The organism is Agromyces sp. GXQ0307, from assembly GCF_044769845.1.
Classification (GTDB): Bacteria; Actinomycetota; Actinomycetes; order Actinomycetales; family Microbacteriaceae; genus Agromyces.
In genome coordinates this window covers 219,797-232,871 of the sequence record NZ_JBIZVY010000003.1, presented here as the reverse complement: position 1 = coordinate 232,871, position 13,075 = coordinate 219,797, and the positions used below count along the sequence as shown (strand labels likewise).

The following is a 13,075-nucleotide window of genomic DNA, read 5'->3' as shown; positions in this document are numbered from 1 at the left end:
TCGGTGAAGCCGGCTCAGGCGGACGAGCCGGGTCGGCCCGACCCGCCGACCGTGCGGTCGCCACGGCCGGTCGGCGTGAACGCGCTCCCGATGCCCTTCAGCGCCTCGGTGAGCTCGCTCGGGACGATCCAGAGCTTGTTCGACGCGCCCTCGGCGAGCTGCGGCAGCATCTGCAGATACTGGTAGCCGAGCAGCTTCGGGTCGGGGTCGCCCTTGTGGATCGCATCGAACACCGTGAGGATCGCCTCGGCCTCGCCCTGCGCACGCAGGACGGCCGCCTTCGCGTCACCTTCGGCCTTGAGGATCGCGGCCTGGCGGGAGCCCTCCGCCTCGAGGATCGCGGACTGCTTCGTGCCCTCGGCGGTGAGGATGGCGGCGCGGCGATCCCGCTCGGCGCGCATCTGCTTCTCCATCGAGTCCTGGATGGAGAGGGGCGGGTCGATCGCCTTCAGCTCCACGCGCGATACGCGGATGCCCCACTTGCCCGTCGCCTCGTCGAGCACGATGCGCAGCTGGCCGTTGATGTTGTCGCGGCTGGTCAGTGCCTCCTCGAGGTTCAGCCCGCCGACGACGTTTCGGAGCGTCGTGGTCGTCAGCTGCTCGACGGCGCCGAGGTAGTTGTTGATCTCGTACGTCGCGGCGCGGGCGTCGGTCACCTGGAAGTAGACGACGGTGTCGATCGAGACGACCAGGTTGTCTTCCGTGATCACGGGCTGCGGCGGGAACGAGACGACCTGCTCGCGCATGTCGACGAGCGGCAGCAGGCGGTCGATGAACGGGATCAGGATGTTGAGGCCCGGCGTGAGGGTCTTGTGATAGCGCCCGAGCCGTTCGACGACGCCCGCGTAGGCCTGCGGAATGATCCGGATCGACTTCGCGATCACCACGATCGCGAAGATCGCGATCGCGACGACGACGATCAGGGCGATGATGGGTCCGACGTCGTTCACGCCTGGGTGCTCCTCTCCATCGGGACGACGACGGCCGTCGCCCCGTCGATGCCGGTCACGAGCACGTGCTCGCCCACGGCGACATCCGCCTGCTCGGTCACGGGCGAGAGCCGTGCCGTCCAGACGTCCCCGTTCTGCAGTCGGACCTGGCCGCCCGCCGGACCGACGGTGCGGACGACGGTACCGGCGGCGCCGATCAGCGCGTCGACGTTGCTTCGGGCCGGGTCCGCGCCGCGCCGCAGCAACCGCAGCAGTGGTGGTCGCAGCGTCAGGATCAGTGCGATCGCGACGACCGCGGCCACGATGAACTGGGCCCACCAGGGGATCCCCGTCAGCCCGGAGAGCAGGCCCGCAACGCTGCCGAGTGCGAGCATGAGGAACGTCATCTCGAGGGTGAACACCTCGATGGTGGCGAAGACGAGGATCAGGACGAGCCAGGCGATCCACGCGTACTGGGTCAGAACATCCAAGTCGGTCTCCTTCGGGCCCCCGCATTTCAACCTAGCAGCGCACGGGGTGCCGATGGGGGAGTTGGTAGTCTCGGTGCGGCGCGGAGCGCGCCCGCGACATCCGCACCACACGAGGAGCCCACCGTGACCAACCCGCTCGCCCCCGGATCGCTCGACGGCCGCGTCGCCCTCGTCACGGGCTCGTCCCGCGGCATCGGCGCGGACACCGCCCGCTACCTCGCGGAAGCCGGCGCCGCGGTCGTCATCAACTACCGCAGCAAGGCCCCCCGCGCGGAGAAGATCGTGGGCGAGATCACCGCCGCCGGCGGCCGCGCGATCGCGGTGGGCGCCGACCTGACGGATGCCGCGTCCGTGCAGTCGATGTTCGAGCGCGCCGCCGCCGAGCTCGGCCCGGTCGACCTCCTCGTGCTCAACGCCTCCGGCGGCATGGAGACCGGCATGGGCGAGGACTACGCGATGCGGCTGAACCGCGACGCACAGGTCAACGTCGTCGACAACGCCCTCCCGCATCTGGCCGACGGCGCGCGCATCGTGTTCGTGACCAGCCACCAGGCGCACTTCATCCGGACGACCCCGACCATGCCCGAGTACGAGCCCGTCGCGCTCTCCAAGCGGGCCGGCGAGGACGCGCTCCGCGCGAAGCTGCCCGAGTTCGACGCGAAGGGCGTCGAGTTCGTCGTCGTGTCGGGCGACATGATCGAGGGCACCATCACCGCCACGCTGCTCGAGCGGGCGAACCCCGGCGCCATCGCCGCCCGCAAGGAGGATGCGGGCAAGCTCTACAACGTCGCCGAGTTCGCCGCCGAGGTCGCGTCGGCGGCGGTCGAGCCCGTCCCGGCCGACCACACCCGCTACGTGGGGGACGTCTCGGGGTTCGCGCCCGAGGGCTGATCCCCGACGCGTCCGCCGAACGCGGACGCGCAACGCGAGGGCGGGACCGGTCGAACCGGTCCCGCCCTCGCTGCGTCTGCGCCAGTCAGCCGATCACGATGAGAGCTGCATGCCGCGTCCGAAGGTGAAGGCGCGCACGATCTGGACGATGCCGAGGACGATGAGCGAGATCCCCAGCACCCAGAACAGGATGACGACGCCCCAGAGCGGCGAGAAGAGCAGCACGATGCCCGCGATGATGCTGAGGATGCCGAAGAAGATGCTCCATGCCCTCGACGACGAGTTCCCGGACTGGGCGAGCGCGACCACGCCCTCGACGATCCACAGGATGCCGACGAGGATGCCGAGGAAGATGCCGATCACGACGGCGCTCTCGGTCGGGTTGGAGAACATCACGATAGCCCCGATGAGGAAGAGCACGCCGAGGATGATGTCGAGCGCCCTCGCACCGCCCGAGATCGACCTCGAGAAGATGCCGATGCCGACGTAGGCGAGGCCGGCGATGAGGAAGTAGATCGCGAGCATCACCGTGAGGACGACCGCCGAGTTCTTCGGCCAGAACGTGATGAACACGCCGATGATGAGGGCGATGACCCCCGACACGCCGAGGGCGATCCGGATCGAGTTCACGGCCGACTTCGTGAGTTCGGCCGAATCGAAGGCGAACGCCGCGAACATGCTGTTGGACTGCGGAGAGGACATTGCGACTCCTTCCGGCGCGCCCGGAGTGGCGCGCTCGGGTTCAGCGTATTCCCAGCGATGGGCGAGTCGTGGGAGCCGTTGGTCCTGCGCCGTCGGCGTGTCGCTCCGCCGCCGCGATCAGGGGTTCCTCGCTGCGATCCAGTCGTCGATCCGCTCCCACTCGCTCATGAGCCAATCCGTGCGCGCGTCATGGTCCTCCGGAATGTCGGCGCGCGGCACGTTCCACACCTGCATCGTGATCGACTTGTCGGTCGGAAGCTCGCGCCAGACATCGCCGATCGTGCGGATCCGGTCGAGCCCGGTGTGCGCCACGAGGAAGACGTCGGCGTGCGGTGCGGAGTCGAGCGCGGCGAAGAGTCCGGCGGGCCGCGGCGCCATGACGTTCATCAGGTGAGCGGCGCGCTCGGCGGCCGCCTCGAGCCCGGCGGCCCGGAGCCGAGCGATCGCTCGCGCCCGACGTTCCGGGGTGAAGTTGCCGCCCTCGGGGAAGATCACGAGCGCGTCGCGTTCGCCCATGTCGCTCGCGAGCTCGCTGATGCGCTCGGTCAGGGGGACGGCCGGCGCAGGCAGGTGCTCGCGGCGACCCCGCGTGCCTGCCGTGCCGGCCGCGGGCGGCGGGGCGATGAACCGGTTCGGCAGGCGGTTGAGCACCACGTCGACGGCCGGGTCCCACTGCATGGTGTCCTTGAGCACGATCCGCGGCGAACGGTCGAACCAGTTGAGCACCGCGTGGATGAGGATGAACGAATCGCCCGGACCCGCGTGCCGGCTCGCGATGACGCGCGGCTCGTCATCGTCGTGGAACCCCTCCGGCACGCGCACGTCGATGTCCAGCCGCAGCACCCAGTGCGCGTTCCAGAACAGGAACTCGAGCATCCGCGCGACGAATCGGTAGTGCGCCCGCTGGAACCCGGGCGAGTGGATCCGCCACCCGAACCCCGAGGCGACCCACAGAACGAACAGCACGACGATGGCCGCGGCATCCCACACCAGGTAGACGGCGACCATGACGAGCAGTCGCGGCGTCCGGAGCCGCGGTTCCACGAAGATCGACACGATCAGCGCGACGGCGAGCCAGGCGGGCAGCAGCGCTACGACGATGAGCGCGAGCCCGATCACGAGCGGTGCGAGGATGCCGCGGCGCACCCATTTCGGCGGAAGCCGCATCAGTCCGCGGCTCGCTCGGTGGACTCGTCGCGGGCTCCGTCCTCGCGGTCGAGGTAGGCGGAGGCCGCGCCGTATGCCGTCGCCATCCGGCGGCGCAGGGCGGCGGGGGAGAGGTTGCGAGCGACGCGGTTCTCCTTCGGGGACGCCGTCCCGGTCGGAAGCACGTGCATCCGCGTACCCGCGGCGAGGGCGGCGCTGTCGCGGGCGAAGCGGTGCCGTCGGGAGATCTCGAACGCGACGCGTGCGTTCTCGAACTGGTTCCGAGGCGGCGTCAGGGCGTGCTCGATCCGGCCGACCTGCATGACGTAGATGTCTGTGGCTCCGGCGTCGGCGGCCTGACCGACCGGGATCGAATTCACGATCCCGCCGTCGACGAAGTGCTCGTCGCCGATGCGCACGGCCGGGAACAGTCCGGGCAGCGCGGCCGAGGCGAGCACGGCCGGCACGAGCGGGCCCGTGTCGAACCAGTGCTCGGCCGCCCGCTCGACGCTCGCGGCGCAGCAGCGGAACTCGACCTCGAGGTCCTCGAACCTCGTCGCACCGGCGAGCCCGTGCCCGAGCATGCGGCGGAGCGGTTCGGTCGACATCACGTGCGCCCGACCGGGTCGGAGACCCATGCCCGTCGTGAGGGTCCGGGCGTCCCTCGACGTCCAGGCCTCCTCGAGTCGTTCGAGGCTGCGATCGACGGCGGCGGCGATGATCGCGCCGTTGATCGCCCCGATCGAGGTGCCGACCACGACGTCGGGGCGGATGCCGCGCTCGAGCACGGCGCGGAGCATCCCGACCTGCACGGCTCCGAGCACCCCGCCGCCGCCGAGGACGAACGCCACCTTCCCGGAGACCATGGCGACATTCTGCCACCGCCCGAGCCGCTGGACTTCCCACCCGCGAGGTGGGAGCATCGCGCTCGTGGGCAGCCGAAGCATGGGCCCGGACGGGCTGCGAGACCTCGCCGCGCTCCGGCGCGTTCGCGACCGCATCGATCGCGAGCACGCGCAGCCGCTCGACGTCGAGGCGCTCGCGCGCGGCGCGAACATGTCGTCGGGGCACCTCAGCCGGCAGTTCCGCGCGGCCTTCGGCGAGTCGCCCTACTCCTATCTCATGACGCGACGCGTCGAGCGCGCCATGGCGCTGCTGCGACGGGGCGACCTCAGCGTCACCGAGGTGTGCTTCGAGGTGGGGTCCACGTCGCTCGGCACGTTCAGCACGCGCTTCACGGAACTCGTCGGCGTGCCGCCCAGCGTCTACCGCGAGCGGTACGCGGGCGCGACACTCGGCATGCTGCCGTGCGTGGCGAAGCAGGTGACCAAGCCGGTCAGGAATCGAGAAGCGACCGTCGGCGGCGGTCGATAGCGTGGCAGCCATGAGCCTCACCATCCACTCCAGCTTCCTCCCGCATCTCGACCCCGAGGCGTCGCTCGCGTTCTACCGCGACGTGCTCGGGTTCGAGGTCCGCAACGATGTCGGCTACGAGGGCATGCGCTGGATCACCGTCGGCCCCGCCGATCAGCCCGACACCGCGATCGTGCTGCACCCGCCCGGCGTCGGTCCGGGTATGACCGACGAAGATCGCACCGCGCTGCTGGAGATCATCGCCAAGGGCAGTTATTTCGGCGTGAACCTCGCATCGACAGACCTCGATGGCACATTCGCATCGCTCGAGGCAGCCGGCGCCGAGGTCGTCCAGGAGCCTGTCGACCAGCCCTACGGGCTTCGCGACTGCGCCTTCCGCGACCCCGCGGGCAACCTGATCCGGATCCAGCAGGTCGGCTGAGACGGATGACCACGACCCCGAACATCGACCCCGGAGCATCCGCTCGACCGCCTGCCGACACCCATGACCGGATCCGGGTGCAGGGAGCTCGCGAGAACAACCTGAAGAACGTCTCGGTCGAACTGCCGAAACGGCGCCTCACGGTGTTCACCGGGGTCTCCGGCTCCGGCAAGAGCTCGCTCGTGTTCGACACGATCGCCGCCGAGTCCCGACGACTCATCGACGAGACGTACAGCGCATTCGTGCAGGGGTTCATGCCCTCGGTGCCGCGCCCCGACGTCGATGTCCTCGACGGGCTCACGACCGCGATCATCGTCGACCAGGAGCGGCTCGGCGCCAACCCGCGATCCACCGTCGGCACCGTGACCGATGCGAACGCGATGCTGCGGATCCTCTTCAGCCGTTTCGGCGAGCCGCACATCGGCGGGCCCACGGCGTTCTCGTTCAACATCCCGACCCAGAAGGCCAGCGGCGTCATGACCTCGGCGACCGGTGAGAAGACCATCGTCCGCGACGTCGTGTATCTCGGCGGCATGTGTCCGCGCTGCGAGGGGCGCGGCTCGGTCTCCGATCTCGACCTCTCGCAGGTGATCGACGAGAGCCGGTCGCTGAACGAGGGCGCCATCATGGTGCCCGGGTACACGGCCGACGGTTGGATGGTGCGCGGGTTCTCCGAATCCGGCTTCTACGACCCCGACAAGCCGATCGCCGAGTTCACGGAGAAGGAACGGCACGCGCTGCTCTACAGCGAGCAGAAGAAGGTCCGGATCCAGAACATCAACATGACCTACGAGGGCCTGATCCCGAAGATCACGAAGTCGATGCTCTCGAAGGACCTCGACGCGTTGCAGCCGCACATCCGCGCGTTCGTCGAGCGCGTGGCGACCTTCGCCCGGTGTCCGGAGTGCGACGGCACGCGCCTGACCGAGGCCGCGCGGTCGTCGCGCATCGACGGAGTGAGCATCGCGGACGCCTGTCGCATGCAGGTGACCGACCTGGCCGAGTGGGTGCGGTCCCTCGACCGTCCCGACGCCGGGCCGCTGCTCGACGCGCTCGGCGCGAACCTCGATGCCTTCGTCACGCTCGGGCTGGGGTACCTGAGCCTGGAGCGGCCGTCGGGCACGCTCTCCGGCGGCGAGGCGCAGCGCATCAAGATGCTGCGGCACCTCGGGTCGTCCTTGACCGATGTCACCTACGTCTTCGACGAGCCGACGATCGGCCTGCACCCGCACGACATCCAGCGCATGAACACCCTGCTCCTTCGGTTGCGCGACAAGGGCAACACGGTGCTCGTCGTCGAGCACAAGCCCGAGACGATCGCCATCGCCGACCATGTCGTCGACCTCGGCCCGGGGGCTGGCCGCGACGGCGGCGAGATCGGCTTCGAGGGCTCGGTGGCCGAGTTGAAGGCGAGTGGCACCATCACCGGCCGGCACCTCGACGATCGCGCATCGATCAGGTCGGAGGTGCGCCGCGGCTCCGGAGCCATCGAAGTGCGCGGTGCCGACGAGAACAACCTCGTCGACGTCGACGTCGACATCCCGCTCGGTGTGTTGACCGTGGTCACCGGCGTGGCGGGGTCGGGCAAGAGTTCGTTGATCCACGGCTCCGTCGCGCCCCGCGACGGCGTGGTCTCGATCGACCAGGGTGCGATCAAGGGCTCTCGTCGCAGCAGCCCGGCGACCTACACCGGCCTGCTCGAGCCCATCCGCAAGGCGTTCGCCAAGGCGAACGGCGTGAAGCCGGCCTTCTTCAGTGCCAACTCCGAGGGCGCATGTCCGACGTGCAAGGGCGCGGGTGTGATCGTGACCGAACTCGGGTTCATGGACACCATCGAGACCCCCTGCGAGGACTGCGGAGGAAAGCGTTTCCAAGCCGGTGTCCTGCAGTACACGCTCGGGGGACTGGACATCACCGAGGTGCTCGACCTGCCCGTCTCGAAGGCGCGCGAGTTCTTCTCGACAGGCGAGGCGAGAATCCCGGCCGCGGCCGCGATCCTGGGACGCCTCGAAGACGTCGGACTCGGCTACCTGAGCCTCGGACAGCCGTTGTCGACCCTGTCGGGCGGCGAGCGGCAGCGCGTGAAGCTCGCGATCGCAATGGGCGAGAACGGCGAGGTGTTCGTCCTCGACGAGCCGACCACCGGCCTCCACCTCGCGGACGTCGACAACCTGCTCCGCCTGCTCGATCGCCTCGTCGACTCCGGGAAGACGGTGATCGTCATCGAGCACCATCAGGCCGTCATGGCCCACGCGGACTGGATCATCGACCTCGGCCCGGGCGCCGGGCACGACGGCGGACGAGTCGTCTTCGAGGGGACGCCCGCCGACCTCGTCGCGAGTCGAGCGACGCTCACGGGGGAGCACCTGGCCGACTACGTCGGCGCCTGATACCCCCACCCGTATTCCTGCGAGAGGGAACCGACATGTGCCTGCATTCGGCGTACGAAGCCGGGGGAGTGGTCTACGCGCGCGACCTCGCGGCCGCCGCGCTCTCCGTCGGCCCGACCTCGTCGACCGAACCCGCATCGACCGAACCGAAGGGAACCGACCATGGCTGAGACGAATCGCACGGCCGCACGCGACGAGGAGCCGGAGGGCTTCACCGACGAGGAACGAGCTGCGATGAAGGATCGCGCCAAGGAGGTGCGCCGCGGCAAGAAGAAGGACGGCACCGCGGACCTGCTCGAGAAGATCGCCGAACTGGAGGGTGCCGATCGAGCGATGGCCGAGCGGCTTCACGAGCTCATCACCGAGCATGCGCCGGAGCTCGCGCCGCGTACGTACTACGGCATGCCCGCCTGGGAGAAGGACGGCAAGGTGCTCTGCTTCTTCCAACCCGCCCTGAAGTTCAAGACGCGCTACGCCACCTTCGGCTTCAACGACAACGCGATGCTCGACGACGGCGAGCTCTGGCCGACTTCATACGCGCTGGTGGAGCTGACGCCGGCGGGGGAGCAGCGCATCGTCGACCTCATAGGGCGCGCCGTCGGGTGACCCGCGCGAGACGGGCGGCGAGGAGCCTGCGCTCCGGCGAGCCGGGCGGCTTCTCGATGCCGGCTCGAAGACGTGCGCGCCGCCAACCCCATCGGTTCCGCCTGCCTCATGTCACAATGGCTAGCCATCCGAAGCTCAACGTATGAGCTCGAAAGGGGATCGCCATGAATGCTCGCCCGTCCCGCACACGAACCGGGATCGCCGGCAGTGCACGACGCCCGAACATGAGGCGGGTCGCGATCGCCGCGGCGAGCATGTTCACGGGCCTGATGCTCGCGATGACCGCCGCGGTGGCGCCGGCGACGGCGGCCAAGCCGGTGAGGGGCGGGGCCACGGCGGGCTCGTATTCGTGCGGGTACTTCGACGGCCTCAGCGTGACATCCCCGAAGGTGGTCGTCGACTCGGTGGCACTCAAGGCCGGCGAAGTCATCGGCGCCACCGTGAGCCCCGCGCGAGTCGGAGACGACATCTTCCTGACCTCCAGCATCGGCCTGAACATCACCTTCTCGGGCGGGCCCGCGACCGAGGGGTTCATGTTCACGGCTCCGGCCGACGCCATCTACCGGCTGTCGTTCTCGCTGGCGGTTCCCGACGGGTCGACCGTTCCTGACGGGCTCACCTGGAGCTTCACCTGTTCCACCGGCGGAGGGGGCGGCCAGACCGCGCCGACGACGGCAGACACGGATAAGGACGGCGTCGCCGACGCCGCTGACATCTGCCCGTCCACCTCGATCCCGGAGTCCGTGCACAGGACTGCCGGGAAGTACTACGCCGCGGCCGGCGGGAGGTTCATCGACGGCGCCGGCGTCGACTCGCGGATCAGCGTCATCGACACCGCCGGATGCAACGCCGCCCAGATCGCCTCCAAGCTCAAGCTGTCCAAGAAGGCGTCACGCGGCGGAATCACGATCTCCCAGCTGACCAACTGGGCGAACGCTCACTGACCAGACTTCGAGGGCCCGGACGGTACCGATCGTCCGGGCCCTCAGCGTGCCGCATCGGGAGGGCGACTCCGGCGACCTCTCGAGTGCACCCGAAGCGCCGATAATGCACATTATGTCGGAACAACGTGGCGTATTACGTCGTCATGAAGCCGCTTCACGATGCAGCGTCTTCATAGTCCATGCAAGATCAGTGATCGCAGGCGTCGACCACTCTCCCGACGACCTGACCGGTCAGGCGCGTTCGTGGCGCCTGAGCTTCTCCACGCGTTCCTCGCTCGCCGGCATGCCGAATTCGTTCAGCGGCCCGCTCGCCGCGGGTTCCGGTAGACGGACGTCGGTCGGGCATTCGAGCAGGACGTTCGACGTCGACTCGTCGATCCGGTGCTCGAACATCGGGTGTCCGCAGAGCGGACACGGCTTCTCCCCCGACTGACTGCGGTCGTCGGGCTCCTCCGGGGCCATCCGCGGCGACTCGAACGCTGGGGTCATGACCCGATCCACCCGGTCGAAGAACCTGGTGAATGCGTTCCCGTCGCCGTGGCCCGCCTCTTCGCGTGCCATGGCGCCGATGGTACTCCCGGCGTCAGGTTCCGCGCGAGGAAGATATGGATAGTCCTACTATCCAATCGAACGAGCGGACGTTCGAACCGTCACCGCCGGCGGACCCGCACACCGACCCGAGGTCGGACCCGCCGGCGCGTTCAGTGCTCGCCGAATCCGCTGGCGGCCAGGTCGGCCAGCGCCTCCACCGCCTCGACGCCTCCGGGATCCTCCGTCGCGATCTCGACTTCGTCGCCCTTGACCAGCCCGAGCGCCATGATGGCGAGCAGGCTCTTCGCGTCGATGCCGTTCACGGTCACGCGGTGCGGAAACGTGCTCGCGAGCTTCACCAGCTCCGCGGCGGGCCTCGCGTGCAGCCCGTCCGAATTGGTGAGCGTGATGCGCCGACTGATCGCTCCCGTCTCACCGGCGCCGGAGGACGCTGCTGGGGAACCTGCCGGGGCCGAGCCTCCCCCGCCAGCCGATTCGGCCGCGCGCGCGACGGCATCGAGCGAGTCGCCCGACTCCGCCGCGACGGATGCCGCGACCGCGCCCTCCACCAGCGGCGCGTCCGCGATTCGCACCCGGTCGCGCTGGTCGTCGTCGAGGAAGTCCATCGCCGTCTCCGCGGTCAGGATGGCGGACCCGAGGTCGCACAGGACGACGACGCCGGTCCCGGCATCCGCAGCGCCGATCGCCGCGGTCACCCGCTCGAAACTCGTGCCGATGCGACCGTCGTCGGTGCCTCCGGCGGGCTCGATCCGGACGTTCGGCGCCATCTGATGCGCGAGTTCGACCACGCCCGATGCGATCCGATCGGAGTGCGAGACGACGACGATCCCGATGCGCTCCCCCTCCGCCATCTCAGGCACTGGTCCCGTTGGAGGCCGCCGCGGCCGCCGCCTCGAGGAGGTATGCGGTGGACTGCGCCCCGGGATCGCGATGTCCGGCCGAACGTTCGCCCAGATAGCTCGCCCGGCCCTTGCGTGCGACGAGCGGGATCGTCGCGTCGGAGCCGGCGGCTGCCGCATCCGCCGCCGCCCGAAGCGTCTCGGCGGCGCTCGCGCCTCCATCGGCCGCGCTGCGCGCCGCCTCGACCGCGGGCGTCCACGCATCCACCATCGTCTTGTCTCCGGACTCGGCCTTGCCCCGCGCGACGATGCCGTCGCGCGAGGCCTCCAGGAGCGACACGATGCCGACGGCATCGATCGAGGACTCGCCGGCGATGGCGCCGGACCCCCGCAGGAACGCCGTTCCGTAGAGCGGTCCCGCTGCGCCGCCGACCGTCGAGATCAACGTGGTCGCCACCATCTTCAGGACGTCGGCCGGTGTCGATCCCGCGGGCAGGTCGTCGAGCTTGGGCAGCACTGCCTGGAATCCGCGATCCATGTTCTCCCCATGGTCGCCGTCACCGATCTCACGGTCGAGCGTGATCAGCTCGACTCGATGCTCCGACATCGATTCCGCGCCACGCCTGACCCAGTCCACCGCCCAGGTGATGTCCAATCCCACCGCGGCCGCCCCTATCGACCCCACCGAAGCGCCGCCGTGTGCACCGGGGCGTCCCACAGGCCGATCATCTCGTCATCGAGTCTCAGGACCGTGAGCGAGAAGCCCTGCATCTCGAGCGAGGTGATGTAGTTGCCCACGAGCGAGCGTTCGATCGTGATGCCCTTCTCGGCGAGGACCTCGGCGGCGCGACGGTACGCGATGTAGAGCTCGATCTGCGGCGTCCCGCCCATACCGTTGACGAAGAGCAGCACCCGGTCGCCGGAGGAGTAAGGCAGGTCCTCGATGATCGGCGTGAGCAGCCGGTCGACGATCGCGTCGGCAGGTTCGAGCTTGATCCGCTCGCGCCCGGGTTCTCCGTGGATGCCGATGCCGATCTCGACCTCGTCCTCCGCGAGGGTGAAGCTCGGTTCTCCGGCGTGCGGGACGATGCACGGCGTCAACGCCATGCCCATCGACCGCACGTTCGCATTGACGCGTTCGGCGATCTCGGCGACCTGGTCGAGGCTGTCGCCGCGCTCGGCGGCCGCCCCGGCGATCTTCTCGACGAGCACCGTGCCGCCGACGCCGCGCCGACCCGCCGTGTACAGGGAGTCCTTGACCGCGACGTCGTCGTTGGTCACGACGGCGCGGACCTCGATGCCGTCGGCGGCCGCGAGGTCGGCGGCCGTCTCGAAGTTCAGCACGTCGCCGGTGTAGTTCTTCACGATGTGGAGCACGCCCTTGCCGCCGTCGACGGCCTTGGTGGCCGCCAGGATCGGGTCCGGCGTCGGCGACGTGAACACGGCGCCGGGCACGGCGGCGTCGAGCATGCCCGGACCGACGAATCCGGCGTGCAACGGCTCGTGGCCGCTGCCTCCCCCGGACACCAGGCCGACCTTGCCCGCCACCGGCGCGTCGGCGCGCACGACGTGGATGGGATCCGTCTCGACCCTCACGAGGTCGGCGTGCGCGAGGCCGAAGCCTGCGACTGACTCGTCGACCACGCGCTTGGGATCGTTGATGATCTTCTTCACGAAAACGTCCCTTCCCCTCGGCCGCGCCCGCCCGGCCCGTCGCCTGTCGACGTTGACGCGGCACTCCCCCGCAAAACTACTCCGGCGGGGCCCGGCGATGAAAGGGCTGTCCCACG

The 13,075-nt window shown here is 69.4% G+C and carries 16 protein-coding genes; 7 read left to right on the top strand and 9 right to left on the bottom strand.

Going from position 1 to position 13,075, the window contains the following annotated elements; translation table 11 throughout:
- Positions 1-14 precede the first annotated feature (14 nt).
- Together ACIQH8_RS11130 and ACIQH8_RS11125 are read right to left on the bottom strand one after the other, a co-directional pair.
- Entirely contained in the window at positions 15-950 is a 936-nt protein-coding gene (locus tag ACIQH8_RS11130; RefSeq protein ID WP_400998468.1) for an SPFH domain-containing protein, read from the bottom strand.
- On the bottom strand, positions 947-1,420 hold the full coding sequence (locus tag ACIQH8_RS11125; protein ID WP_400998465.1) for an NfeD family protein: 474 nt from the start codon (positions 1,418-1,420) through the stop codon (positions 947-949). Before ACIQH8_RS11125 ends, ACIQH8_RS11130 begins: the two co-directional genes overlap by 4 nt.
- Positions 1,421-1,543: 123 nt before the next feature.
- On the opposite strand from ACIQH8_RS11125, the gene ACIQH8_RS11120 reads away from it, so the two are divergent.
- Positions 1,544-2,311, top strand: a complete 768-nt coding sequence (locus ACIQH8_RS11120; RefSeq protein WP_400998462.1) for an SDR family oxidoreductase — start codon at positions 1,544-1,546, stop codon at positions 2,309-2,311.
- A 93-nt stretch (positions 2,312-2,404) separates the two neighbouring features.
- Here the strand turns inward: ACIQH8_RS11120 and ACIQH8_RS11115 are convergent, their stop codons facing one another.
- The 3 genes from ACIQH8_RS11115 to ACIQH8_RS11105 all read right to left on the bottom strand — a co-directional run bounded on the left by ACIQH8_RS11115 (position 2,405) and on the right by ACIQH8_RS11105 (position 5,025).
- Positions 2,405-3,013, bottom strand: a complete 609-nt coding sequence (locus ACIQH8_RS11115; RefSeq protein ID WP_400998460.1) for an HdeD family acid-resistance protein — start codon at positions 3,011-3,013, stop codon at positions 2,405-2,407.
- Positions 3,014-3,130: 117 nt separating this feature from the next.
- Positions 3,131-4,180, bottom strand: coding sequence for a 1-acyl-sn-glycerol-3-phosphate acyltransferase (locus ACIQH8_RS11110; protein WP_400998457.1), 1,050 nt, complete (start codon positions 4,178-4,180; stop codon positions 3,131-3,133).
- Positions 4,180-5,025, bottom strand: a complete 846-nt coding sequence (locus tag ACIQH8_RS11105; protein ID WP_400998455.1) for a patatin-like phospholipase family protein — start codon at positions 5,023-5,025, stop codon at positions 4,180-4,182. The genes ACIQH8_RS11110 and ACIQH8_RS11105 overlap by 1 nt, the downstream gene beginning before the upstream one ends.
- Positions 5,026-5,104: 79 nt before the next feature.
- Here ACIQH8_RS11105 and ACIQH8_RS11100 point away from each other — a divergent pair, with 79 nt between their 5' ends.
- The 6 genes from ACIQH8_RS11100 to ACIQH8_RS11075 all read left to right on the top strand — a co-directional run bounded on the left by ACIQH8_RS11100 (position 5,105) and on the right by ACIQH8_RS11075 (position 9,894).
- Entirely contained in the window at positions 5,105-5,533 is a 429-nt protein-coding gene (locus tag ACIQH8_RS11100) for a helix-turn-helix transcriptional regulator (RefSeq protein ID WP_400999796.1), read from the top strand.
- Positions 5,534-5,543: 10 nt separating this feature from the next.
- A complete protein-coding gene (locus ACIQH8_RS11095; protein ID WP_400998453.1) occupies positions 5,544-5,954 on the top strand; it encodes a VOC family protein in 411 nt (136 codons plus the stop codon).
- Between the two features lie 5 nt (positions 5,955-5,959).
- Positions 5,960-8,344 (top strand): ATP-binding cassette domain-containing protein, encoded by a 2,385-nt coding sequence (locus ACIQH8_RS11090; RefSeq protein ID WP_400998451.1) that lies wholly within the window; start codon positions 5,960-5,962, stop codon positions 8,342-8,344.
- Positions 8,345-8,379: 35 nt separating this feature from the next.
- Entirely contained in the window at positions 8,380-8,514 is a 135-nt protein-coding gene (locus tag ACIQH8_RS11085) for a hypothetical protein (RefSeq protein WP_400998449.1), read from the top strand.
- Positions 8,507-8,950, top strand: a complete 444-nt coding sequence (locus tag ACIQH8_RS11080) for an iron chaperone (RefSeq protein ID WP_400998446.1) — start codon at positions 8,507-8,509, stop codon at positions 8,948-8,950. Before ACIQH8_RS11085 ends, ACIQH8_RS11080 begins: the two co-directional genes overlap by 8 nt.
- 224 nt (positions 8,951-9,174) lie before the next feature.
- Complete coding sequence (locus tag ACIQH8_RS11075; protein WP_400998445.1) at positions 9,175-9,894, top strand: hypothetical protein; 720 nt, start codon at positions 9,175-9,177, stop codon at positions 9,892-9,894.
- A gap of 231 nt (positions 9,895-10,125) precedes the next feature.
- Here the strand turns inward: ACIQH8_RS11075 and ACIQH8_RS11070 are convergent, their stop codons facing one another.
- The 4 genes from ACIQH8_RS11070 to dhaK all read right to left on the bottom strand — a co-directional run bounded on the left by ACIQH8_RS11070 (position 10,126) and on the right by dhaK (position 12,959).
- Positions 10,126-10,455, bottom strand: coding sequence for a hypothetical protein (locus ACIQH8_RS11070; RefSeq protein ID WP_400998442.1), 330 nt, complete (start codon positions 10,453-10,455; stop codon positions 10,126-10,128).
- 140 nt (positions 10,456-10,595) lie between these two features.
- Positions 10,596-11,297 carry a dihydroxyacetone kinase phosphoryl donor subunit DhaM gene (gene dhaM, locus ACIQH8_RS11065; protein ID WP_400999794.1) on the bottom strand — a complete coding sequence of 234 codons (702 nt, stop codon included), beginning with the start codon at positions 11,295-11,297 and terminating at the stop codon, positions 10,596-10,598.
- 1 nt (position 11,298) lies between these two features.
- Positions 11,299-11,946, bottom strand: a complete 648-nt coding sequence (gene dhaL / locus ACIQH8_RS11060) for a dihydroxyacetone kinase subunit DhaL (RefSeq protein ID WP_400998440.1) — start codon at positions 11,944-11,946, stop codon at positions 11,299-11,301.
- 11 nt (positions 11,947-11,957) lie between these two features.
- Complete coding sequence (dhaK, locus tag ACIQH8_RS11055; protein WP_400998437.1) at positions 11,958-12,959, bottom strand: dihydroxyacetone kinase subunit DhaK; 1,002 nt, start codon at positions 12,957-12,959, stop codon at positions 11,958-11,960.
- Between the last annotated feature and the right edge of the window lie 116 nt (positions 12,960-13,075).